Origin of the sequence: Microbacterium sp. 71-36, assembly GCF_001898305.1 — a bacterium.
In the GTDB taxonomy this organism is placed as follows: Bacteria; Actinomycetota; Actinomycetes; order Actinomycetales; family Microbacteriaceae; genus Microbacterium.
Map to the genome: position 1 here is coordinate 1,456,443 of NZ_MKTP01000001.1, position 24,642 is coordinate 1,481,084.

Annotated in this window: 18 protein-coding genes; 15 read left to right on the plus strand and 3 right to left on the minus strand. The window is 72.5% G+C overall.

Going from position 1 to position 24,642, the window contains the following annotated elements:
- Positions 1–9 precede the first annotated feature (9 nt).
- The gene (locus BGO45_RS07100) at positions 10–2,439 is read right to left on the minus strand and encodes a glycoside hydrolase family 2 TIM barrel-domain containing protein (RefSeq protein ID WP_292692147.1); all 2,430 of its coding nucleotides are present in this window, start codon (positions 2,437–2,439) and stop codon (positions 10–12) included.
- A complete protein-coding gene (locus BGO45_RS07105) occupies positions 2,436–3,101 on the minus strand; it encodes a TetR/AcrR family transcriptional regulator (RefSeq protein WP_292692149.1) in 666 nt (221 codons plus the stop codon). The genes BGO45_RS07100 and BGO45_RS07105 overlap by 4 nt, the downstream gene beginning before the upstream one ends.
- Positions 3,102–3,288: 187 nt before the next feature.
- On the opposite strand from BGO45_RS07105, the gene BGO45_RS07110 reads away from it, so the two are divergent.
- From BGO45_RS07110 to BGO45_RS07150, 9 genes are all read left to right on the plus strand, one after another.
- Positions 3,289–4,812 (plus strand): ABC transporter substrate-binding protein, encoded by a 1,524-nt coding sequence (locus tag BGO45_RS07110; protein ID WP_292692151.1) that lies wholly within the window; start codon positions 3,289–3,291, stop codon positions 4,810–4,812.
- A 61-nt stretch (positions 4,813–4,873) separates the two neighbouring features.
- Positions 4,874–5,815: an ABC transporter permease gene (locus tag BGO45_RS07115; protein ID WP_076495034.1), complete on the plus strand. Its 942-nt coding sequence runs from the start codon at positions 4,874–4,876 to the stop codon at positions 5,813–5,815.
- A complete protein-coding gene (locus BGO45_RS07120) occupies positions 5,812–7,674 on the plus strand; it encodes a dipeptide/oligopeptide/nickel ABC transporter permease/ATP-binding protein (protein WP_292692153.1) in 1,863 nt (620 codons plus the stop codon). The genes BGO45_RS07115 and BGO45_RS07120 overlap by 4 nt, the downstream gene beginning before the upstream one ends.
- Positions 7,671–8,507, plus strand: a complete 837-nt coding sequence (locus BGO45_RS07125) for an ATP-binding cassette domain-containing protein (protein WP_076495030.1) — start codon at positions 7,671–7,673, stop codon at positions 8,505–8,507. The genes BGO45_RS07120 and BGO45_RS07125 overlap by 4 nt, the downstream gene beginning before the upstream one ends.
- A 178-nt stretch (positions 8,508–8,685) precedes the next feature.
- The gene (locus BGO45_RS07130; protein WP_292692921.1) at positions 8,686–10,968 is read left to right on the plus strand and encodes a glycoside hydrolase family 3 protein; all 2,283 of its coding nucleotides are present in this window, start codon (positions 8,686–8,688) and stop codon (positions 10,966–10,968) included.
- Positions 10,965–12,089 carry a serine hydrolase domain-containing protein gene (locus BGO45_RS07135; protein ID WP_292692157.1) on the plus strand — a complete coding sequence of 375 codons (1,125 nt, stop codon included), beginning with the start codon at positions 10,965–10,967 and terminating at the stop codon, positions 12,087–12,089. The genes BGO45_RS07130 and BGO45_RS07135 overlap by 4 nt, the downstream gene beginning before the upstream one ends.
- The gene (locus tag BGO45_RS07140) at positions 12,086–13,600 is read left to right on the plus strand and encodes a glycoside hydrolase family 43 protein (protein ID WP_292692159.1); all 1,515 of its coding nucleotides are present in this window, start codon (positions 12,086–12,088) and stop codon (positions 13,598–13,600) included. The genes BGO45_RS07135 and BGO45_RS07140 overlap by 4 nt, the downstream gene beginning before the upstream one ends.
- Positions 13,597–16,413, plus strand: coding sequence for a family 78 glycoside hydrolase catalytic domain (locus tag BGO45_RS07145; protein WP_292692161.1), 2,817 nt, complete (start codon positions 13,597–13,599; stop codon positions 16,411–16,413). Before BGO45_RS07140 ends, BGO45_RS07145 begins: the two co-directional genes overlap by 4 nt.
- Before the next feature lie 19 nt (positions 16,414–16,432).
- Positions 16,433–18,217, plus strand: coding sequence for a DUF5605 domain-containing protein (locus BGO45_RS07150; protein WP_292692163.1), 1,785 nt, complete (start codon positions 16,433–16,435; stop codon positions 18,215–18,217).
- Between the two features lie 182 nt (positions 18,218–18,399).
- On the opposite strand, the gene BGO45_RS07155 is transcribed toward BGO45_RS07150, so the two are convergent.
- Entirely contained in the window at positions 18,400–19,128 is a 729-nt protein-coding gene (locus BGO45_RS07155; protein ID WP_076495021.1) for a FadR/GntR family transcriptional regulator, read from the minus strand.
- A 98-nt stretch (positions 19,129–19,226) separates the two neighbouring features.
- Between BGO45_RS07155 and BGO45_RS07160 the strand changes: the two genes are divergently transcribed.
- The 6 genes from BGO45_RS07160 to BGO45_RS07185 are packed head-to-tail and all read left to right on the plus strand — an operon-like array spanning position 19,227 to position 24,641.
- Positions 19,227–20,984, plus strand: coding sequence for a dihydroxyacetone kinase family protein (locus BGO45_RS07160; protein WP_292692168.1), 1,758 nt, complete (start codon positions 19,227–19,229; stop codon positions 20,982–20,984).
- Complete coding sequence (locus BGO45_RS07165; protein ID WP_292692170.1) at positions 20,981–21,454, plus strand: ribose-5-phosphate isomerase; 474 nt, start codon at positions 20,981–20,983, stop codon at positions 21,452–21,454. Before BGO45_RS07160 ends, BGO45_RS07165 begins: the two co-directional genes overlap by 4 nt.
- Positions 21,451–22,218: a triose-phosphate isomerase family protein gene (locus tag BGO45_RS07170; protein WP_292692172.1), complete on the plus strand. Its 768-nt coding sequence runs from the start codon at positions 21,451–21,453 to the stop codon at positions 22,216–22,218. Before BGO45_RS07165 ends, BGO45_RS07170 begins: the two co-directional genes overlap by 4 nt.
- On the plus strand, positions 22,215–23,009 hold the full coding sequence (locus BGO45_RS07175) for a TIM barrel protein (protein WP_292692174.1): 795 nt from the start codon (positions 22,215–22,217) through the stop codon (positions 23,007–23,009). The genes BGO45_RS07170 and BGO45_RS07175 overlap by 4 nt, the downstream gene beginning before the upstream one ends.
- Positions 23,006–23,875: a phosphogluconate dehydrogenase C-terminal domain-containing protein gene (locus tag BGO45_RS07180; RefSeq protein WP_292692176.1), complete on the plus strand. Its 870-nt coding sequence runs from the start codon at positions 23,006–23,008 to the stop codon at positions 23,873–23,875. The genes BGO45_RS07175 and BGO45_RS07180 overlap by 4 nt, the downstream gene beginning before the upstream one ends.
- Before the next feature lie 10 nt (positions 23,876–23,885).
- Positions 23,886–24,641: an SDR family NAD(P)-dependent oxidoreductase gene (locus BGO45_RS07185; RefSeq protein ID WP_292692178.1), complete on the plus strand. Its 756-nt coding sequence runs from the start codon at positions 23,886–23,888 to the stop codon at positions 24,639–24,641.
- Position 24,642: the final 1 nt, after the last annotated feature.

Here is a 24,642-nt window from a genome sequence, read left to right on the forward strand (position 1 = left end):
TATCCGGGATCACTCGGCCCGGACGACGACCTCGGTGTCGCCGTGCCCCTCGGCCGAGACCCGGAGGCGGATCTCGCCCGCGCCGGTGGGGCGGACGACGGCGAGCGCCCGTCCGTGGAAGAGCGTCACGGATGCCGCGGAGAACGCCTCCTCGGTCGCCGCGCGACCGGTGCCGAGGCCCGCGAGCACCGCGGGCCCGTCGACCCGGACGGTGACGGGCACGTCACGGTCGCACGGGACGATGCCCGCGGCATCCTCGAGCGCGATCCGCACGAATCCCAACGCGTCGGGATCGGCGGCGATCGTGCCGGCCTCGGCGCGCGCGGTGAGCGCGACCTCGGCGGCCGCCGTCCGCAGCGCCGTCCGGCCGACCTCGACGCCGTCGCGTCGAGCGACCGCGACGAGCTCGCCGGGGACGTACTCGGTCTCGAAGCGCGCGGTGAACTCGCGCGCCTCACCGACCGGCGCGACGCCGAGCGGGACGCCGTCACGGAGCAGCTCGACCTCGTCGGCGTCGGCGTACACGTCGACGCGCACGGGCGATCCGGACGCGACGCCCCAGGTCCACGACGCGACGGTGTCGTCCCACGACCACGGCGTGACCGCGGTCGGCCGGCCGTGGTGACGCGGCGGGTGGACCGCGATGAACGGTTCGTCGCGCAGGCCGTAGACGATCTCGCGGAAGTAGGAGACGGTGCGGCGGTGCCCGGTGATGTCGAGGTCGCCGGACTCGGCCGCCAGGTAGGGGTAGGGTCCCGCGGTGCCGGTGGCGACGTACCCCGGCTCGTCGGTGTAGTCGACGCGCCCGATCCCGGCCTCGCCGAGGTAGTCCCACCCGGTCCACGTGAAGTCGCCGATCACGTGGGGCTGGCTCGACACGAGCGGCCACAGGGCCCCGATCCGCTCCGGGAACGTCTCGGACCCGACGATCACGCGGTTCGGGAACAGCTCGGCATCCAACGCGTAGCGCGAGTCGGCGTAGTTGAAGCCGACGACGTCGAGGACCGCGGCGGACTCCTCGATCGAGTCGGTCACGAGCGACGACGCGTTCAGCAGGGCCATCTGCTCGCCCATCGTGGCCATCAGCGTGTTCGGGTCGGTGGCCTCGGCCTCGGCCCTCGCCTCGGCCATCCGGTCGAGGTTCGCGATGATCCCGTTGATGCCGTTGGTCACGAAGCGGGTGTCGTCGAGTTCGCGGACGGCTTCGGCGAGACGCCGGCTCCACACGGCACCGTGCGCGCTCGCGACTTCGAGGATCTCGTTGCCGATGGAGTACAGCACGACGCTGGGGTGGTTGGCATCCTTCGCCACCATCGCCTCGACGTCGCGGCGCCAGTGATCGGCGAAGCCGACGGAGTGGTCGAATCCGGTCTTCGCCCGGGTCCAGACGTCGCCGAGCTCGTCCATCACGACCATCCCGTGACGGTCGCAGGCCTCGAGCATCGCGCGGCTCGCGGGATTGTGGGAGCTGCGGATCGCGGTGAACCCGGCCTCCTTCAGCAGCCGGATCCGCCGGTCCTCGGCCGCGGGGATCGTCACCGCCCCGAGAGGCCCGTTGTCGTGGTGCACGCAGGCGCCTCGGAGCGTCACGCTCTCGCCGTTGATCCGCAGACCGTGCACGGGGTCGAGCCGGAGGGTCCGGATGCCGAACACCGTCGTCTCCTCGTCGAGCGGCGCCTCACGGCCCTCCTCGACGAGCGTCGTCCGCAGGCCGTACAGCTGGGGATCGTCGATGCCCCAGCGTCGCGGGGCGGGCACGGAGAGGCGCTGCCGCGCCGTCGCGCGTTCGCCCGGGAGCACCGAAACGGGCGAGTCGCCGGTCGCGACGACCGTGCCGTCGGGCGCGGTCGCCTCCCATCGGACGCGCACGGTCCGCGTGTGGCGGGTCTCGTTCTCGACCACCGACGAGACCGCGACGATCGCGCGCTCGTCGTCGACGTCGGGCGTGGTGATGCGCGTGGCATCCAGGGCGAGGTGAACGGGATCGGCGACGACGAGGTGCACGGGACGGTGGATGCCGGCTCCCGTGTACCAGCGAGAGTCTTTGTGGACGCGGGCCTCGACGGTGATGCGGTTCACCCGGCCGAAGCGGAGGTAGGCGTCGAGGCGGACGGTGAAGGCGGCGTACCCGCTGGCCTCGTGCGCGGCGCGGTCGCCGTTGACGAACACGACGGCGTCGCGGTAGACGCCCTCGAACTCCAACAGCACCGTCTTCTCGCGCCAGTCGTCGGGGACGTCGAGCTCACGGACGTACTCGAACACGCCGCCCGGGTAGTAGCCGGAGGTCACCCCCTGCGGGCTGGCGGGATCGCGGGGGAGGTCGCGCAGCGCATCGTGCGGGAGGGTGACGGGGACGTAGGCGGTGGCCGCGTCGCGCTGTTCGAACGCGCCGAGCTTCGGCCCCACGGTCCAGCCGTGGAGCAGGGGCGTGCGGATCACGAGGCGTCCTCGGCCACCGTGTCGAGCAGGTCCTCCAGCGCGGTCAGATCGAACCCGCGCACCATGCCCCGGAAGTACTCCGCGAGCGCGTCGGCCATGTCGGTCGACGCCGGATCGAGGAGCCACTGCACCTGCAGACCGTCCATCAGGGCGATCGTGGCGACCGCCGCGCGACCGGGGTGGAGTCCGGGGGCGAGCCGTCCCGCCGCCTCGATGCGTTCGAAGGCTTCGCGTGTGCTCTCCCGCACCTGTTCGTAGCGGCGGCGGAAGTAATCGTGGGCCGGGTGGTCGGGCGCGGTCGCCTCGGCCGAGACCGTGCAGTACAGCTCGACGACACCCGGGACGGAGGCGTTGTGCCGCGCGAGGTCGACCAGGTTGCGCAGGGTCTCGACGCCGTCGTCCTTGGTGAAGTCCACGATCGAGCGGGCGAGCTCGTCACGGTGGTCGAGCACCGCCTGCAGCAGCGCGCTCTTGCGCGGGAAGTGGTGGAGCAGCCCCGCTTCGCTCATGCCGACGCGCTGCGCGATCTCACGCAGCGACCCCGACCGATAGCCGGCTTCGGCGAAGACCTCCAGCGCGGCATCCAGGATCGCCTGCCGGGTCGCCTCGGATTTCGCATACTCGCCCCGCTGTCGGCGGGGAGCCTGCGTCGTCTCCGTCATTGCATCACCGTAACGCCCGCACCGAACCGATCGCCGGGTGGGAGCCCTCTCACGAACCGTTCTACAACGAATTTCTAGTGGTCGCTAGTTTTTTGCTGCAAAAATCTAGCGGCCACTCGGATTTGGTGTTAGTTTCTCGCCGCAGGGCCACTCACCCGAGCCCCGCACCAGAGAGAAGAGGACAAGGATGTTCCGATGGAAGGCCACAGCAGCCCTCGCCGTCGCGGCAGCGCTGACACTGACCGGATGCGCCGGTGACAACACCGGCAGCGGTACCGGCGGAGAAGGTGCACAGCTGACGCTGGGCGCGATCGCCGCACCGACGAGCTACGACATCGGCGCGGGAGCGGAGTACGGCAACCGCAGCCCGTTCTTCCAGGCCGTCTTCGACACGATCCTGCAGAAGAACGCGCAGGGCGAGATCGAACCGTGGCTCGCCACGAAGTGGGAGTACAACGCCGACAACACCGTCCTGACCCTGACGCTCCGCGACGACGTGACGTTCTCCGACGGCACCAAGCTCGACGCGGACGCCGTGGTCAAGAGCCTCGAGCGTTTCCGCGACGGCACCTCGCCGCAGGCCGCGACGCTCGCCGGCAAGACCTTCGCCGCCCCGGATGCCACGACGGTGACCATCACCCAGTCGGCGCCCGACCCCTCGCTCATTAACCTGCTCTCCATCGCCCCCGGTCTCGTCGAGGCGCCGTCGTCGTTCGACAACCCCGACGTGTCGACGAACCCCGTCGGCTCGGGCCCCTACATCCTCGACACCGCCTCCTCGGTGACCGGCACGACGTACAACTACACGGCCAACCCCAACTACTGGAACAAGGACGCCGTCAAGTACGAGAAGCTCACCATCAACGTCTTCGACGACGTCACCGCGACGATCAACGCGATCAAGGCCGGTGAGCTCAACGGCGCGAAGATCGCCGACAACAACACGATCACCGAGGTCGAGGGCGCCGGCTGGACGATCGAGTCCAACGAGCTCGACTTCCAGGGCCTCCTCCTGCTCGACCGCGCCGGCACGATGGCGCCCGAGCTGGCGGACGTCAAGGTGCGCCAGGCGATCAACATGGCGTTCGACCGCGAAGCCCTCCTGCAGTCGCTGCAGACCGGCTACGGCACCGTCACCGAGCAGGTGTTCCCCGCGACCTCCGTCGCCTACGACGAGTCGCTGGACTCCACCTACGCCTACGACCCCGCCGCCGCGAAGAAGCTCCTCGCCGAGGCCGGCTACCCCAACGGCTTCACGCTGAACATGCCGACCACCCCGGCGTTCCAGCAGACGTTCGACCTGGTCGCCCAGCAGCTGTCCGACATCGGCATCACGGTGAACTACACCGATCCCGGCTCGGCCAACTTCATCGCGGACATGCTCGCGCCGAAGTACCCCGCGACCTGGATGGCCCTCGAGCAGAACCCGGACTGGCAGCTGATCAACTTCATGATCGCGCCGAACGCGACCTTCAACCCCTTCAAGTCCGAGGACCCGAAGGTCGACGCGCTCATCTCGACGATCCAGACCGGCTCGCAGGCCGAGTCCGACTCCGCCCTCAAGGAGCTCAACAAGTACATCGTCGACCAGGCGTGGTTCGCCCCGTTCTTCCGCGTCCAGGGCACCTTCGCCACCGACCCGAACACGAACCTCGAGTTCTGGCCGACCAACGCCTACCCGTCGATCTTCGACTTCTCGCCGAAGAACTGACCCGCCGACCGGGCCCACCCGCACACGTCGGGTGGGCCCGGTCCGCCCCGAGGGACCACATATGTTCGCATTCATCGTGCGCCGGCTGCTGTCCGGCGTCGTCCTCGTCGCCGTCATCTCGCTGCTGGCCTTCACCCTGCTCTACGCCGCGGGCGGCGACATCGCCCGCCGCATCCTGGGCGAGACCGCCACCGCCGAGACCGTCGCCAAGAAGACCGCGGAGCTGGGCCTGGACCGGCCGCTGCTCACGCAGTACACCGACTGGGTGACCTCCGCCCTGACCGGGAACCTCGGTCGGAGCTGGTTCAACGGCGAGCTCGTCTCGACGAGCGTCTCCGGGCGCCTCGGGGTGACGCTGTCGATCGTCATCGGCGCCACGCTCGTGTCGGCCGTCCTCTCCGTGCTGCTCGGCGTCCTCGCCGCCCGCCGCGGAGGCGCGGTGGATGCCACGGTGCAGTTCCTCTCGCTCGTCGGCTTCGCCGTCCCGGGCTTCCTCATCGCCCTCGTCCTCGTCCTCGTGTTCGCCGTCAACCTCGGCTGGTTCAAGGCGACCGGCTTCACGCCGATCACGACGTCCGTGAGCGGCTGGCTCTCCTCCGTGATCCTCCCCATCACCGCGCTGTCGATCGGCGCGATCGCGACCGTGGCGCAGCAGGTGCGCGGCTCGGTCCTCGACGCCACCTCCCGCGACTACGTCCGCACGCTCCGCTCGCGCGGCCTCAGCGAGCGCTCCGTCGTCTACAAGCACGTGCTCCGCAACGCCGGCGGTCCCGCCCTCGCGGTGCTCGCCGTGCAGTTCGTCGGGCTCCTCGGCGGCGCCGTCATCGTCGAGCAGATCTTCGCCATCCCCGGCATGGGTCAGCTGAGCGTCCGGGCGACGACCCTCGGCGACATCCCCGTCGTCATGGGCCTCGTGATCGCCTTCGCGATCATCGTGGTCGTCGTCAACCTCCTGATCGACCTGGCCCAGGCGGCCCTCAACCCGAAGGTGCGACTCGCATGACCGCCATCGCCGTCCCTCCCGCCGTCCCCGTCGCCCCCGTACGGGTCGCCCTGTTCCGACGGCTGGTGCGCCGCCCGGTCGGGCTCGTCTCACTGATCTTCCTGGCGATCGTCGCGGTGCTGACCTTCATCGGTCCGCTCGTGGCGCCGCAGGACCCGAACTTCGCCGACATCCGCAGCATCCTGTCCGGGCCCAGCCCCGCGCACCTGCTCGGCACCGACGGCAGCGGCCGCGACGTGCTGTCCCGCCTCCTCGCCGCCACGCAGACGAGCATCGCCGCCGCCCTCGTCGCGGTCGTCGTCGCCGTCCTGATCGGCGTGATCAGCGGCCTCATCGCCGGGTACTACCAGGGCTGGTTCAACACCGTGGCCACGTGGGTCACGGAGCTGACCATGGCCCTCCCGGGCATCGTCGTGCTGCTCGCGGCGCGCGCCGTGCTCGGACCCTCCGTGTGGCTGTCGATGGTGATCTTCGGCATCCTCCTCTCGCCCGGCTTCTTCCGCCTGGTCTTCGCCTCGGTGACCGCCGTCCGCGGCGAGCTCTACGTCGACGCGGCCCGGGTCTCGGGCCTCAGCGACACGCGCATCATCGGCCGGCACGTGCTGTCGGTCGTCCGCGCGCCCATCATCATCCAGGCCGCGATCGTCTCGGGCATCGCCATCGCGATCCAGTCCGGGCTGGAGTTCCTCGGTCTCGGCGATTCCAACGTCCCCACCTGGGGGTCGATGCTCACCGACGCGTTCAAGAACATCTACAAGAACCCCGCCGGCCTGATCTGGCCCTCGCTCGCGATCGCCCTCACCTGCATCGCCCTGACGCTGCTGGCCAACGTCCTCCGCGACGAGCTCGAACGCACCGTCACCGTGCGCCGCCGCCGCCGTCGCGCGGTGTCGAGCCGTACCGGCTCGATCGCCGCCGTCACCACCTCGGTCTCGCTGACCGGCGGCGACGTGCTCGACCCGGACGAGCTCCCGATCGTGGACAGCGACGTGATCGTGCACGCCGACGACACCCGCAGCAAGGCGACCGACACGCTCCTGCGCGTCCGCGACCTCCACGTCGGGTACGACCAGGCCGACGGCTCCCACATCGAGGTCGTCCACGGCGTCTCGCTCGACGTCCGCAAGGGAGAGGTGCACGGTCTGATCGGCGAGTCCGGCTCGGGCAAGTCCCAGACGGCGTTCGCCGTCCTCGGTCTCCTCCCCCGCGGCGGCTCGGTCACGGGCGGGTCGATCCTCTTCGACGGCACCGAGCTGGCCGACGCCGACGAGAAGGTCTACGGGGGCGTGCGCGGCAAGCGCATCGCCTACATCCCCCAGGAGCCGATGAGCAACCTGGACCCGGCCTTCACCATCGGCAGCCAGCTCGTCGAGCCGCTGCGCAAGAACCTCGGGCTGTCGAAGAAGCAGGCGCGCGAGCGCGCCCTCGAGCTGCTCGCCCGCGTCGGCATCCCCGACCCGGCGCGCACGTTCGACGCGTACCCGTTCGAGGTCTCCGGCGGCATGGCCCAGCGCGTGCTGATCGCCGGCGCCGTCTCGACCGATCCCGAGCTCATCATCGCCGACGAGCCGACCACCGCCCTCGACGTCACGGTGCAGGCCGAGGTCCTCGAGCTGCTGCGCGACCTCCAGAAGGAGCGGCACATGGCGATGCTGCTCGTGACGCACAACTTCGGCGTCGTCGCCGACCTCTGCGACCGCGTGACGGTCATGCAGAACGGCGTGTTCGTCGAGCAGGGCCCGGTCCGGGCGATCTTCACCGAAGCGCAGCACCCGTACACGCGGGCGCTGCTGGACGCGATCCTCGACGAGGGTCCGGCACGGCCGCCGCTGGGCGCCGAGGAAGGGGTGCGGGCATGACCGCTCCGCTGCTCACGGTCGACGACCTCGTCGTCGAGTACCCGGGCAAGGGTTTCCGCGCCCAGCCCTTCCGCGCCCTGAAGGGGGTGTCGCTGGACATCCTGCCCGGCGAGACGATGGGCCTGGTCGGCGAGTCCGGCTCGGGCAAGACGACGCTGGGCCGTGCGGTCCTGGGTCTCGCGCCGGTCAGCGGTGGCACCGTCACCTATGGCGGACGCGACATCTCGCACCTCGGCCGTGCCCAGCGCCGGGCGCTGAGCTCGGAGATCCAGGTCGTCTTCCAGGACCCCTACTCGTCGCTCAACCCCTCGATGACGATCGAGCAGATCCTCGCCGAGCCGCTGACGGCGTCGGGCGTCGCGGGATCCGAGGCCCGGTCCCGCGTGCGGGACCTGCTCGATCAGGTGGGGCTCCCCTCCGATGCGCGCAGCCGCCTCCCCCGGGAGTTCTCCGGCGGTCAGCGTCAGCGCATCGCGATCGCGCGCGCGCTCGCCCTGCAGCCGAAGCTCATCGTGTGCGACGAGCCGGTGTCGGCGCTCGATCTGTCGACGCAGGCACGTGTGCTGGACCTGTTCATCGAGATCCAGAACCGCACCGGGGTCGCCTACCTCTTCGTCACGCACGACCTCGCGGTCGTGCGTCACATCAGTCACCGTGTGGCCGTGATGTACAAGGGCGAGATCGTCGAGACCGGTCCCGCCGAGCGCGTGACCTCGCGTCCCGAGCACCCCTACACGCAGCGCCTCTTCATGGCCGCACCCGTCCCCGACCCCGACCGGCAGGAGGAGCGTCGCGCCGCCCGTCGCGCGCTCCTGGCCTCTTCGGCATCCTGACCGTCTCGTCCTCCTCGCACCCGGAAAGATCATCGTGACCCTGCCTTCTGTCGACGCGCCCGCGACCGCCCACCTCGTCCCCCTGCTGGAGAAGCTCACCCTCGAGCAGAAGGCGGCCCTCGTGCAGGGCGCCGATTTCTGGACGACCGTTCCGCTGCCCGAGATCGGGCTGCGGGCCATGACGCTGTCCGACGGTCCGGCCGGTGTCCGCGGACCGCGGTGGGACGAGCGCGAGCCCTCGCTGAACATGCCGTCGGGGTCGGCCCTCGCCGCTTCCTGGGACGTCGAGCTGGCGTACCGCTACGGCGCGGCGGCGGCCGCCGAGGCCCGACGCAAGGGCGTGGACGTGGTGCTCGGACCGACCATCAACCTGCACCGTTCACCGCTGGGCGGCCGGCACTTCGAATGCCTGAGCGAAGACCCGGAGCTGTCCGCCGAACTCGGCGCCGCGTACGTGCGCGGTCTGCAGGACAACGGTGTCGCCGCGACCCCCAAGCACTACGTCGCGAACGACTCCGAGACCGATCGCTTCACCGTCGACGTGCAGATGGACGAGCGCACCCTGCGCGAGCTCTACCTGGCGCCGTTCGAGCGCGCCGTGGAGGCAGGCGCCTGGTCGATCATGAGCGCCTACAACTCGGTCGACGGTGTGACGATGACCGAGAACGACCTCCTCGAGACGCCGCTGAACTCCGAGTGGGGCTTCGACGGCGTCGTGATGAGCGACTGGACCGCGGTGCGTTCGCTGGATGCCGCCACCGCCTCGCAGGACCTGGCGATGCCCGGGCCGGCCCCGGCGTGGGCGGACCTCGCCGACGCCGTCCGCGACGGCCGGGTTCCCGAGGCCGACCTCGACCGCAAGGTGCTGCGCATGCTGCTGCTCGCCGAGCGCGTCGGAGCCCTCGGCGACGCCCCCGCGATCGAGCCCGCCCCTCTGGATGCCACGGCCTTCGCGCGCGAGTCGGGGGTCGCCGGCACGGTCCTGCTCGCCAACGACGGCATCCTGCCCCTCGAGCCCGCGTCGATCACGTCGCTCGCGGTGATCGGCCAGAACGCGCGGGACGCCCGCACGCAGGGCGGTGGAAGCGCGACGGTCGTGCCCGAGCGGATCGTCTCGCCGCTGGAAGGACTGCGCCGCGCCTACGGATCCGACCGCGTCGCCTACGAGCTGGGCGCCGTCGTGCAGGAGGGCGTGGCCGAGATCCCCCTCGCGCAGCTGCGCAACCCCGCCACCGGACGCCTCGGCATGCGCGTGACGTTCCTCGGCGACGCCGGTGAGGAGCTCTTCACCGAGGACCGTCGCGCGACGGCGCTGGTGTGGTTCGGGGGCGACGCCCCCATCGCGCAGACGCGCACCCTCGTGCTCGAGACCGTCTACACCCCCGACGTGGCGGGCACCATCCAACTCGGATTCGCGGGCGCGTACCCCGGACGCCTCTTCGTCGACGGCGAGCTCCTGCTCGATGATGCGCCGGTGGTCGAGGGGTCCGACCTCGGCGCGGCATTCCTCAACCCCCCGTCGCTGACCGCGGCGGTGACCGTCGAGGCGGGTCGGGAGATCTCCGTCCGCGCCGAGTTCGACCGCAGCGACGAGAGCGGCATCCCGGGGGCGATGAGCGTCACGCTCGGCATCGCACCGGAGAACACGGATGCCGACGAGCTCATCGCCCGCGCGGCCGCGGCCGCCGCGGCCGCCGATGTCGCGGTCGTCGTGGTCGGCACCAACTCCAAGGTCGAGTCGGAGGGCTACGACCGCGCGAACCTCGACCTGCCCGGACGTCAGGACGATCTCGTCCGCGCGGTCGTCGCCGCCAACGCCCGGACGATCGTGATCATCAACGCGGGTTCGCCGGTCGTGCTGCCGTGGGCCGACGACGCCGCCGCGATCGTGCAGGGGTACTTCGGCGGCCAGGAGTTCGGCACCGCGCTCGCAGACGTCCTCACCGGCGCCGCCGAACCCGGCGGGCGACTCCCCACCACCTGGCCCGCGGCGCTCGCGGACGTGCCGGTCCGCGACGTCACGCCCGACCAGGGCGTCCTGCGCTACAGCGAGGGCATCCACATCGGCTATCGCGCGTGGCTGCGTTCGGACGCGCGCCCCGCGTTCCCCTTCGGTCACGGCCTCGGCTACACGACGTGGTCGTGGGACGGGGTCGTGCGCGACGGCGATGATGTCGTGGTGACCCTGACCAACACGGGCGCACGCGCGGGCGGCCAGGTCGTGCAGGTCTACGCGGAGCGCGCCGACTCGGAGGTCGACCGTCCCGTGCGCTGGCTCGTGGGCTTCGGCGTCGTCCGCGCGGCGGCGGGTGAGACCGCCACGATCCGTGTCGGTGTCCCGACCCGTCGGCTCGCCCACTGGAACGGCGGCTGGGAGGTCGAGGCCGGTGCCTTCACGCTGTGCGTCGGAGCCTCCGTCGCGGAGACGCCCCTGAGCGTCGCGTGGGAGGCGGGCGAGTGACGGCACCGCTGCAGGGTCACGTCGACCCGCGACTGGCCGCCGCCGGCGACCGACTGGCCGCGGCGCTGGCCGCGGATCCCGACCTGTCCTTCCAGGCCGCGGCGTTCCACCACGGCACCCCGGTGCTGGATGTGTGGGGTGGGCCGCACCTCGACGAGGACAGCGTCCTGGTGCCCTATTCGGTGTCGAAGAACACGATCGGGATCACCGCGGGCCTGCTCGTCGAGCGGGGTCTGCTCGATCTCGACGCCCCCGTCGCGGAGTACTGGCCGGAGTTCGCCGCGGCCGGCAAGGCGGCGGTCACGGTGCGCCAGTTGCTGTCGCACCAGGCCGGACTCCCCCAGGCCACACCGGCGCTGGACTTCCTCGACATGCTCGACCAGACCGCCGCCGCCGCGAGCCTGGCCGCGAGCGTCCCGTTCTGGCATCCGGGGAGCGCGTTCGGCTACCACGCGACGACGATCGGCACGCTCGGCGCCGAACTCGTGCAGCGCGTGACCGGCCGGAGCCTGCACGCCTTCTACGAGGAGGAGATCCGCGCTCCCCATGGCATCGATTTCTTCCTCGGCCTCCCCGCCGAGGAGGAAGCCCGCCGCGTGGACGTCCTCCCGATGGTCCCGCCCGCCGCAGGGCCCGGTGAGCGGCAGACGACGCCCCTCGGCGCCCTCGTGTTCGGCCCCGGACGCTCGAGCGTCGACATGGCGAACGACCGCCGCAGCTGGGGCTACGGGCACCCGGCGACCTCGGCCACCGGGAGCGCCCGCGGCATCGCTCGGCTGCTCGCCGCCGCCGTCACGGGCGTCGACGGGCGCGCACCGTTCCTGTCCACCGAGACCGTCGCGGCCGTCGGCCAGCAGCAGGTCCGCGGGTTCGACGAGGTGCTCGGCCAGCAGGACCGCGCGCACGCGATCGTCTTCCAGAAGCCCTCGGCGGCCATGCCGTTCGGCGGGCCGCGGGCCTTCGGCCACGACGGCGCGGCGGGATGCTTCGCCTGCGTCGACCCCGACACCGGCGTCGCATTCGCGTGGACGATCGTGCGCGGCCCGTGGCCCGGCGGCGGAGATCCCCGCGCCATCGCCCTCGCGGCCGAGATCGGCCAGACCCTGGAGACCTCCGCATGACCACGTACCCCAACCCCCTGATCCCCGGCTTCCACCCCGACCCCTCGGCGGTGCGCGTCGGCGACGCCTGGTACCTGGCGACCTCGACGTTCGAGTACCTCCCCGGCATCCCGATCCACCGGTCTACGGACTTCGTCACGTGGGAGCTCATCGGCCACGTCGCGACGCGTCCGGGACAGCTCGGCGTCGACGACGTCCGCACCGCCGGCGGCGCGTGGGCGCCGACGTTGCGGCACCGCGACGGGGTGTTCCATCTCGTCGTCACGGATGCCATGGGCCGGGGCATGCTGCACTTCACCGCGGCCGACCCCGCCGGGCCGTGGAGCGACGGCGACCTCATCACCGACTCCGAGGGGCGGGCCTCGCTCGACGGCATCGACCCCGACATCGCGTGGGATGCCGACGGGACGGCGCTCATCACCTACTCGGGACTCATCCTCGGTGGGGAGGACGCCGGGCGCCACCTCGGCATCCTGCAGGCCCGCGTCGATCTCGACACCCATCGCGCGCTCGAGGAACCGCGCTCGCTCTGGTCGGGCACCGGGGGGATGTTCCCCGAGGCCCCGCACCTGTACGAGATCGACGGGCGCTGGTACATGCTGATCGCCGAGGGCGGCACCGAGCGCGGACACGGCGTCTCGATCGCCCGCGCGGATCGCCCCGAGGGCCCCTTCGAGACGGGCCCCGCGAATCCCCTGGTGTCGGCCCGCTCGACGATCCGGCCGGTGCAGAACACCGGGCACGGCGACCTCGTGATCGGCCCGGACGGCGAATGGGTGTGCGTGCTGCTGGGCGTCCGCCCGCGCAGCATGACGCGCGCGTTCTCGGCCCTGGGCCGCGAGACGTTCGTCACCCGCGTGCACTGGCACGAGGACGGCTGGCCCACGATGGAGCCGGTCGCGCTCGCTCCGCGCCCCGGCACGCGCGTGGACGTCACGTTCTCCCCCGACGTGCCGCTGGACGGCGAATGGATCACCCCGCGGAGGCTCCCCACAGAGATCGCCGACCTGACCGCGCGACCCGGCTGGCTCGTGCTGCGGGCCGACGGGGCCACCCTCGACGACCCGCGCCCCGTGTTCGTCGGGCGGCGCCAGGAGCACCTGACGCAGTCGACCTCGGTCGAGCTGGACTGCACCGCCGGCGTCGGCGGGCTGGCCGTGCGCTACGACGAGGACTTCCACGTCGAGGTCGAGGCAGGAGCCGGGCGCGTCGTGGCGCGCGCGAACGTCGCCGGTCTCGTCCAGGAGTGGCCGGTGCCGCTGGACGTCGATCGGATCACGCTCCACATCGAGTCGCGTCGTCCCGACACCGACCGTGGGTTCGCCCGCACGAGCGACGTCTTCCACCTCGCCGCGACCGTCGAAGGGCGACGCATCGATCTCGCGGAGGTCGACGGTCGGTTCCTGTCATCGGAGACGGCGGAGTCGTTCACGGGCCGGGTCGTGGGTGTGTACGCCCGCGAAGGCCGAGTGGATGCGGCGAACTGGATGTCCGAAGGGAACGACGAGTGAGCGTGGCCGAGGTCGCCCTCCGCGCCGATCTGCGCGAGGACACCCCGTTCGTCGCGACGGCGCACCCGCGCCTGTCGTGGCGCGTGCGGACCGAGACGCCGGACTGGCATCAGAGCAGCGCCGAGCTGACCGACGGCACCGACACGATCGCCCTCGAGGGCGACGCCTCGGTGCTCGTGGACTGGCCGTTCCGCCCGCTCGCCCCGGGCGAGGAGCGCGAGGTGCGCGTCCGCGTGACCGACGCCGCCGGCACGACGAGCCCGTGGAGCGTGCCCCTGCCCGTCGCCGCGGGCTTCCTCGGCGCCGACGAGTGGGTCGCCGCCCCCGTCGGCCTCGCCGACGCCACGGCCGAGGCCCAGCCCGCCCTCGTGCGGACCTCCTTCCGGCTGGAGCGCCCGGTGCGCCGCGCGCTGCTGTTCTGGACGGCGCTCGGCGCGGCCGAGCCCGAGATCAACGGGACCCCGGTGAGCGACGACGTGCTCTCGCCGGGCTGGACCTCCTACCGCGACCGTCTCGTGCACGAGACGGTCGACGTGACGACGCTCCTCGCCGTCGGCGACAACGTCCTCGGGGCGACGCTCGCGGGAGCGTGGTACACCGAGAAGTACGGCTTCTTCACGTTCACCGACCGCGTCTACGGCGACCAGCCCTCGTTCCTCGCGCAGCTGCGCGTGACGTACGAGGACGGTCTCGTCGAGACGCTCGCCGCGACCGGCCCCGGCTGGGAGGCGTCCGCCGACGGCCCGGTGCGCGCGAGCGGGATCTACGCCGGCGAGGAGCAGGACCTGCGTCGCGCGGCCCAGACCGTGTCCGACGGCGCGACCTGGGCGCCCGCCCGCGTCGGCGCCGTCGCCCGCCCGGGGTACGAAACGGTTCCCACCCCCGAGGCGCGGATCGCGCCGCCCGTCCGGCGCATCCAGTCGGCGCCGGTCGCCGCGCGCCTGCAGACGCCCTCCGGGGGCACGGTCCTCGACTTCGGGCAGAACCTCGTCGGCCGCCTGCGCCTTCGGGTCCGCGGCGCCGCCGGCACGCGCGTGACGGTGCGGCACGCCGAGGTGCTCGACGCCGGCGAACTGGCCCTGCGCCCCCTCCGCAACGCCCGCGCCGAGGCATCCTTCGTCCTCTCCGGCGGCGACGACGTGCTCGAGAGCCGCTTCACGTTCTACGGCTTCCGCTACGCGCAGGTCGAGGGCGTCGACATCGCCGACGCCGACGTCGAGGCGGTCGTGCTGCACAGCGATCTCGTCCGTACCGGGTGGTTCTCGTCGTCGCACGGGCTGCTGGACCGACTGCACGAGAACGTCGTGTGGGGCATGCGCGGCAACTTCCTGTCGATCCCGACGGACTGCCCGCAGCGCGACGAGCGCCTCGGGTGGACGGGCGACCTGCAGGTGTTCGCGCCGACCGCGAGCTTCCTGTACGACAGCGCCGGCTTCCTCACCTCGTGGCTGCGCGACCTCGCCCTCGAACAGGAGCGCCACGACGGTGTCGTCCCCCTCGTGATCCCGGCGGCGCTGCCGTCGTTCGGCGGCGGCGGGCCGGTCGCGGCCTGGGGCGACGCGGCCACCGTCGTCCCGTCGGTGCTGCACGAGCGCTTCGGCGATCGCGCGGTGCTGGCCGCGCAGTACCCGAGCATGCGCGCCTGGGTCGAGGCCGTGCGCCGCGACGCCGGCGACGGCGGACTGTGGGCCGGCCGGATGCAGCTGGGCGACTGGCTCGACCCTTCCGCGCCGCCGGACAAGCCCGGACAGGCGAAGGTGGATGCCGACATCGTCGCCACCGCGTGCTTCGCGCGGTCGCTGCGACTCGTCGCCGAAGCCGCCGCGCTCCTGAGCCATGACGCGGACGCCGATCTCTACCGGGACCTCGCCGAGCGCAGCCGTCGCGCGTTCGTCTCGGAGTACGTCACGCCCGCCGGTCGCATGATGAGCGACGCCCCGACCGCCTACGCGCTCGCGCTCCGTTTCGACCTCGTGCGGGACGCCCCCACCCGGGCGGCTCTGGCCGACCGCCTGGCCGCGCTCGTCCGCGAGGGCGGGTACCGCATCGGCACCGGCTTCGTCGGCACGCCCCTCGTCGCCGACGCGCTGAGCGACGGCGGTCACCTCGCCGCGGCCGAACGACTGCTGCTGCAGACCGAGTGCCCATCATGGCTCTACCCCGTCACCATGGGCGCCACCACCGTCTGGGAGCGCTGGGACAGCCTGCTGCCGGACGGGTCGGTGAACCCCGGCGAGATGACCTCGTTCAACCACTACGCCCTCGGCGCCGTGGCCGATTGGCTGCACCGCACCGTCGCCGGGCTCGCCCCCGCGGCTCCGGGCTACCGTCGCCTGCGGATCGCCCCGCGCCCGCTCGCGTCACTCGACCACGCCTCGGCGCGGCACGAGACGCCGTACGGCACGGCGGCGGTCCAGTGGCGGCGCGACGGGCAGCACGTCCGCATCACCGCCGTGGTGCCCCCGAACACGACCGCCGAGGTCGATCTGCCCGGCATCCCGGTGGAGGGCACGACCGTCCCGGCGACCGTGGGGTCGGGGACGCACGAGTGGACGGTGACGGTGCCGGCCGCGCCGACCGCTCCCCCGCTCCCCGGGCTCGAGGCGTCGCTGGGCGCCGTCCTCGACGACCCGCGCGCGTACACCGCCCTCCTCGACACGCTCGCCGAGGTCGCACCCGAACGTGTCGTCGCCGTCCGCGACGACACCGTGTGGGCCGCGGGCCGTCCGCTCGCGAGCGCCCTGATGTTCACCCCGCCCGACGTCCTGGACCGCGTGGACCGCGCCGTCCGCGCGGCCACCGGCGCCGTCTGATCCCGAACCGGAGACCCCCATGTTCGACCGCCGCTCGACCTTCGGCGACGCCATCGACCACCCCGGCGCCCGCGCCGTGCTGGAACGCTTCCTGCCCGGCGTGGCCGCCTCGCCGATGGCGACGCAGTTCCGCGGCGGCCGCCTCGGGCAGCTCGTCGCGATCGTGCCCAGCCTCGAGGACCCCGACCACCGCGCGCGCTTCTGGGAGGCTCTCGCCGAGATCGGCGACGGCGACGAACGTCCGCCGTACGCCCCGGCGATCGCACCCGATCCGACGTACGAAGGGTCGGACGTGCCGCGCGCGTCGGCACGCGTGCGGCCGACCGCCCCGACCGCCCGCTGGGGTGTGATCGAGGTCCGCGTCGACGGCCCCTCCCACGGGAACCCGTTCGTCGACGTCGACGCGCACGCGACCTTCCGTCGTCCCGACGGTTCGACCGCGCGCGTCGGCGGCTTCTACGACGGAGACGGCGAATGGGTGTTCCGGGCCCTCGCGGATGCCGAGGGCACCTGGTCGTTCGAGACGGACGCCACGACCCCGTCGCTCGACGGCCTCACCGGGACCGCGGAGGTCGGGTCCGCGGCATCCGGGTCACACGGTCCGGTGCGCGTCGACGGCTTCCACTTCCGGCACGCCGACGGCACCCGGCACCGACCGCTGGGCACGACCGCCTACGCGTGGACGCATCAGCCCGAGGCGCTGCAGGAGCAGACGCTGGCGACCCTCGCCGAGGGCGCGTTCCGCAAGCTCCGCATGTGCCTGTTCCCGAAGTCGTACCTCTTCAACGCCAACGAGCCCGACGACTTCGTCTTCCCCGGTTCGCTGGCCGACGGCTTCGACCTGGAACGCTTCGACCCGGCGCACTTCCGCCGGCTCGAACGCCGCATCGCCCAGCTCGGCGAGATCGGCGTCGAAGCCGACCTGATCCTGTTCCACGCCTACGACCGGTGGGGGTTCGCGGACCTCGGACCCGCGGTCGACGACCGGTACGTCCGCTACGTCGTGCGGCGACTGGGGGCGTTCTCGAACGTGTGGTGGTCTCTCGCGAACGAGTACGACCTCGTCTGGGGCAAGGACGAGGACGACTGGGAGCGCATCGCCGCGATCGTCGGCGAGGAGGATCCGTTCGGCCACCTGATCTCGATCCACAACTGCCGCCCGTTCTACGACTACTCCCGGCCCTGGATCACGCACGCGTCCGTGCAGCGCGTGGACGTGTATCGCACCGCCGAGAACACCGACGAGTGGCGCGAACGCTGGGGGAAGCCCGTCGTCATCGACGAATGCGCCTACGAGGGCGACATCGACCAGGGCTGGGGCAACGTCACCGGCGAGGAGATGACGCGTCGCTTCTGGGAGGGCGCCGTCCGCGGCGGCTACGTGGGACACGGCGAGACGTACCTGCCGGCCCCGGTCGGCGAGGCGGTCATGCCGGCGGCGGCCGGCTCCGACGACGAGGTGCTGTGGTGGGCCAAGGGCGGTGTCCTGCACGGCTCGTCCCCCGCGCGGATCGGCTTCCTCGAGCGGTTCCTCGCCGAGGTCCCCGACGGCGTGCTCGAGCCCGCGGCATCCGACTGGGACGTGCCGTGGGCGCAGTCCCCGGATGCCACGGTGCGCGTGGCGTACTTCGGCTTCAACCGCCCCCGCTTCCGCACCGTGCTGCTCGGCGACGGGGACTGGACGGTCGACGTGGTCGACACGTGGAACATGACGGTCGAGCGTGTCGCCGGAACGCACACCGGCACCGTGCGCGTGGACCTCCCGGGGCGGCAGTACATGGCGCTGCGGGTGACGCGGGTCTGAGAGGCGCCCTCCCTCGCCCCTCACGCTCGTTTGCCGCAGATGGTCGGCGCCGCCGCCGTGAGGCGACGATGTGGGGCAAACCACGCACGCCCGGGAGCGCTCGTTTGCCGCAGATGGTCGGCGCCGCCGCCGTGAGGCGACGATGTGGGGCAAATGAGGTGCGGGCCTTCTAAGGGCGACCCTCACTCGCCGACGAGACGCGCAGACGCCGTCGCCATGTGCACAGCCATCGCGGATGCCGCGGCGTCGGCGTCGTGCGCCCGGATCGCGCGATGCACGGCGTCGTGCTCGGCGATGGCCCGGTTCGCGTCGTCGGCGCTGTGGACGGCACGATCGGCGTAGACCTGCAGCAGCGAGCGGACGACGTTGAGCTGATCGACGAGGAGGGCGTTGCCGGCGGCGTGCCCGAGGGCGTCGTGGAAGGCGCGGTCGGCGCGGGCGAACGCGCGCAGATCGTCGCGCGAGCGGGTCATCTCGGCCAGCGTCGCGGCGATGCGCTCCCGCGCGGGATCGTCGGCGCGGTCGGCGGCCAGACGGGCGACGTAGATCTCGAGCCCGGCGCGCAGATCCAGGAGTTCCGCGGTGTCGGTGTCGCCCAGGAGGAGCCCCCACCGGAGCGTCTGCGGGAGCAGCGCGCTCGCGGTTCCGCGCAGGTAGGTGCCCGATCCGGGCCGGACGTCGACGATGCCGAGGATCTCGAGGGCTGCGAGCGCCTCGCGGACCGCCGAGCGCCCGACGCCGAGCGTCGTGGAGAGCGCACGCTCGGCGGGCAGGCGCGTGCCCGGGGCGATCGAGCCCGTGGTGAAGAGGTCGAGCAGGCGGCGCGCCACCTCGCTGACCGGCGACCCCGCGGGGAGGGCCTCGAGTGCGGCCGCGATCTCGTGGCTGCGGTCGGCGGGGTAGGCGGGCACGCCTTCAACCTAGCGCTCCGTCGAAGTTGCGCTTGCAATTGGTCAACCGGTTGGCCAATATGGACGAAGCACGCGCCCACCCTGACCGGAGGTCACCGATGACCCGACTCTGGAACGACCCCGCGGTCTTCGCCGACGAGATGATCGACGGGTTCGTCGCGGCCAACGGCCGGTACGTCCGCCGCGTCCCCGGTGGCGTGGCGCGGGCGACGGCATCCCCCGCCGGCCAGGTCGCCATCGTCGTCGGCGGCGGCTCGGGCCACTACCCCGCATTCGGCGGCCTGGTCGGTCCGGGTCTCGCCCACGCGGCGGCCATGGGGAACCTCTTCGCCTCTCCCTCGACCCAGCAGGTCTACGCGGCCGCGCGCACCGCCGACACCGGCGGCGGCGTGTTCCTCTGCTACGGCAACTACGCCGGCGACGTCCTCAACTTCGACGCAGCCCAGTCCCGCCTGCGGGACGAGGGCATCGCGGTGCGCACCGTCACGGTCACCGACGACATCTCCTCCGCCCCGACCGCCGAGCGCGACCGCCGTCGCGGGATCGCCGGCGACCTCGCCGTGTTCCGGGCCGCGGCCGCCGCCGCGGAGAACGGCTACGACCTGGACGCGGTGGCCGAGACCGCCGCGCGCGCGAACGAGCGGACGCGGTCCTTCGGCGTCGCGTTCGGCGGCTGCACGCTCCCCGGCGCCGAAGCCCCGCTCTTCCACGTCGCGGAGGGACGCATGGCGGTGGGGCTCGGCATCCACGGCGAACCCGGTATCGACGAAACCGACGTCCCCACCGCCGACGCGCTCGCGGAACTGCTCGTCGGGGCGCTCACCGACCCGGCCGAACTGCCCGACGGCGTCGACACGGTCCGCGGGAACCGGGTGGTGCCCATCCTCAACGGCCTCGGCTCGGTGAAGTACGAGGAACTGTTCGTCGTATACCGCCGCGTGGCCGAGCTGCTGGGCGCGGCGGGGGCGGAGATCGTCGACCCCCACGTCGGCGAGTACTGCACCTCGTTCGACATGGCGGGGGTCTCGCTCACGCTCTTCTGGCTCGACGACGAGCTCGCCCAGCTGTGGGAGCACCCCGTCGACACCCCCGCGTACCGACGGGGATCCGTCGCCCCGGCACCGCACGCCCCCGCCTCCTCCGTCGTGGAATCGGCGGTCGAGACGGTCCCGGACGCCGACGACGACTCCCGCGGCGCCGCCCGTCGAGTGGGCGGACTGCTCGCGGCGGTGGCCGAGACCGTCGACGCGCACGCCGAGGAATGGGGCCGCCTGGATGCCGTCGCCGGTGACGGCGACCACGGGATCGGCATGCAGCGCGGAGCACGCGCCGCCCGCGCCGCGGCCGAGGACGCCGTCGCGCGGGGAGCCGGGGCCGGAACGACCCTCCGTCGGGCCGCCGACGCGTGGGCGGATCGCGCGGGCGGGACGTCCGGCGCGCTGTGGGGCGTCATGCTCGCGGCGGTCGCCGACGCGCTCGGCGACACCGGAGCCCCCACGGCCGAGCGGGTCGCCGCGGGCGTCGACGGAGCGGTCCGGTCCGTCGACGCGCACGGCGGCGCGGGCGTCGGCGACAAGACGCTCGTGGACGCCCTGGTCCCCTTCGCCACGACGCTCCGCGACGCCGTGGCATCCGGCTCGTCCCTGCCCGTCGCGTGGCGCGACGCGGCCGATGCGGCCGAGCGCGCCGCGGCGGCCACCGCCGCCCTGCGGGCACGGAAGGGCCGCGCACGCACCCACGGCGACCACTCCGTCGGCACCCCCGACCCCGGCGCGGTCTCGCTCGCGCACATCGTCCGGACGGTCGGCGACGCTCTCGCCGCCGCCGCGCCCACCCTGGAAGGACTCCCGTCATGACCGCTCCCCTCCGCATCGTCATCGGCTCCGACGACGCCGGCTTCGACTACAAGGAGGTCCTGCTGCGCGACCTCCTCTCGAACGACGGCGTCGCCCTGGTCACGGACGTGGGCGTGGATGCCGACGGCCACACGCCGTACCCGACCGTCGCGATCGAGGCCGCCGAGCGGGTCGCCCGCGGCGAGGCGGATCGGGCGCTGCTCATCTGCGGCACGGGTCTCGGCGTCGCGATCGCGGCCAACAAGGTCCCCGGCATCCGGGCCGTGACCGCGCACGACTCGTTCTCGGTCGAGCGCGGGGTGCTCTCCAACAACGCGCAGGTGCTCACCATGGGGCAGCGTGTCGTGGGGATCGAGCTCGCCCGCCGGCTCGTACGGGAATGGCTCACCTACCGTTTCGACGACGGATCGGCCAGCGCCGACAAGGTGCGGATCCTGAGCGAGTACGAGGCCGCGGGACCGCGCGCATGACCGACGCGACCATCGTCGCCGTGAGCCTGAAGGCCTACTTCGGCCACGCGCGGGCGCGCGAGTGGATGAGCGAGGTGGCCGCGCTGGTCGGGACGCATCCGGCCGTCACCACCGGTGCGGTGCGGGTGGTGGTGCTCCCGACCTACCTGCAGATCCCGGCGGCGCTAGAGACCTTCGCCGGCACCGCGGTCCAGGTGGGGGCGCAGGACGTCTCCGCCCATCCGCCGGGGCCGTACACGGGAGAGGTCACCGCGGCCGAGCTGGCCGAGATCGGCGTATGGGTCGTCGAGACGGGGCACGCGGAACGGCGTCGCCTGTTCGGCGAGACGGATGCCGACACGGCGGCGAAGTCCGCCGCGGCGCTGACCGCGGGGCTCACCCCGCTGCTCTGTGTGGGCGAACCGGTCCAGGAGGGTCCCGCCGCCGCCGCGGCGACCGTCACCGCGCAGCTGAACGCGAGCCTCGCCGACGCCCCGGCGGGTGCCGTACTCGTCGCGTACGAACCCGTGTGGGCGATCGGGGCGGAGAGCGCCGCCTCGAGCGCGCACGTGGCCGCGGTCACCGCCGCTCTCCGACGCGCTCTCGAGTCCGACCCCGACCGCGCCGGCAGCGCGGTGGTCTACGGCGGCGCCGCCGGGCCGGGTCTCCTCACGGAGCTGGGCACCGCGGTCGACGGCGTCTTCCTCGGTCGCTTCGCGCACGACCCGACGCAGCTGCTCTCGGTGGTCGAGGAAGCGGCGGCCCGGTCGGCGGTCGGCGCGTGATCGGCCTCGGAACCTACGCGTTCTTCTGGCAGCATTCGGACCGCGCGCCCGAACCGCTGAGTCTGCGCGGGGCCTTCGAGGCGACGCGCGCGCTCGGAGTCGAACTGTTCCAGATCTGCGACTACGCACCGCTCGAGCACCTGGGCGAGCGCGACCTCCGCGACGCGGCCGCCGCCGCCCGCGACCTCGGTCTGCGCATCCAGCTCGGAACCAAGGGGCTCACCCCCGATCGGCTGGAGCGGTTCCTCGCGCTGGCGGACGTCTTCGAGGCGCGGCTCGTGCGCTCGATGATCGGCGGGCCGGATGGCATCCCTCCCCTCGACCAGGCCGAGACGTGGGTGCGCACCCTCATCGGCGCCTACGAGCGCAGCGGGGTGACGCTGGCCCTGGAGACCTACGAGCAGGTGGCCACGTCCGACCTCGTCGAGCTCGTCCGACGGGTCGGGAGCGATCGTCTCGGCATCTGCCTCGACCCCGCCAACGTCGTCGCGCGACTGGAGCACCCCACCGTGTGCATCGACGAATGCGACGACCTCGTGGTCGGCGTGCACGCGAAGGACTTCGCCTTCCGCCGGCGGGACGGGTGGGTCGGCTTCGAGCTCACCGGAGCACCCCTGGGCACCGGCCTCCTGGACTATCCGGCCCTGCGGGACACGATCGACCCCGCCGAGCGCGGCATCGACGAGATCGTCGAGCACTGGCTGCCCTGGCAGGGGGACGCCCCCACCACCCTGAACCTCGAGCGGGAATGGACCCGCACCGCCGTCGACTACCTGAGGAGCATCCCGTGACCACCGACACCCCCACCGCCCGCCTCGCCATCGCCGTGGTCGGCGCGGGCGGCAAGATGGGCATGCGCGTCTCGAACAACCTGAGCGCCACCGACCACGCCGTCTCCTACGTCGAGAACTCCCCCGCCGGCCGCGAGCGCACGCTCGCCGCGGGCCGCGAGCTCACCGACCTCACCGCCGCCGTGGCCGAAGCCGACATCGTCGTGCTCGCCGTCCCCGACCTCGCCCTCGGCGCGGTCACCGCCGAGCTCGTTCCGCAGCTGAAGTCGGGAGCGATCGTGCTGACCCTCGACCCGGCCGCCGCGTACGCCGGGCTCCTCGCCACGCGCGACGACGTCGTCCAGGCCGTCGCGCACCCGTGCCACCCGTCGGTGTTCCTCGAGCGCACGACGAAGGAGGAGTGGGCGGACACCTTCGGCGGCATCGCCGCCCCGCAGGACGCGATCGCCGCGATCGAGTCCGACGACCCCGGCAAGAAGGCCATTGTGGAGACCACCGTGCGCGCGATCTACGCCCCGGTCGTCGACGTGCACTGGGTCACCGTCAAACAGCTCGCGCAGCTCGAACCGACGCTCGTGGAGACCGTCGCCTGCATGATCGGCGCGCTCCTGAACGAAGCGCTGGACGAGGCGATCCACACCATGGGCGTGCCCGAGGCGGCGGCCCGCAGCATCCTGTACGGCCACACCCAGGTGGCGCTCGCGAACGGCCTGCGCGGCGACAACCCGTTCAGCGACGCGTGCCTCATCGCGATGGACTACGGCCGCGAGAGCATCATCAAGGAAAACTGGAAGAAGATCTTCCGCGACGACGAGCTCGACAAGAACCTCGCCCGGATGCTCCACCTCGACCGGATCGCACGCTGAGGAGACGACCATGAGCAGACTCACCGGCAAGACCGCGCTCGTCACCGGCGCCGCCAAGGGCATCGGCTTCGCCGTCGCCGCCCGCTTCGTCGCCGAGGGCGCCCGCGTGGTGGTCGCGGACGTGGATGCCGAGGGCGCCCGCGCCGCGGCCACGAGCCTCGGCCGCGCGGCGCGGGCGTCGGCGATGGACATCTCGGACGAGCAGTCCGTGGCCGCCGGCTTCGCCGAGGTGCACGACGCCGGGTGGGATCCCGACGTGGTCGTCGCGAACGCGGGCGTGCAGCTGTTCGGGCGCGACGCCCCGGCCGCCGACCTCGATCTCGACGTGTGGCGCCGCACCATCGACATCAACCTCACCGGCGCCTTCCTGACCGTCAAGTACGCGGTGCGTGCGATGCTGCCGCGCGGCGGCGGCTCCCTCATCCTCACCGGCAGCCCGACCGCGGTGAACGGCGAGGGGAAGGACTTCACCGCGTACAGCGCGTCCAAGGCGGGCGTGCACGGCCTGGCCCGCACGGTCGCCGCGGCATATGCCGCCGACGGCATCCGCGTGAACACCGTCCAGCCCGCGTACACCGAGACGCCGCTCGTGGCCGCGATCACCGACGACCCCGAGGCCCGCGCCGCCATCGTCGGGCGCATCCCCGTCGGTCGCGCCGGGACCCCCGACGACGTCACCGGGATCATGGTGTACCTCGCGAGCGACGAGGGTGCCTTCGCCACCGGTGCGACGTTCGTGGTCGACGGCGGCATGACCACTCTCTGAC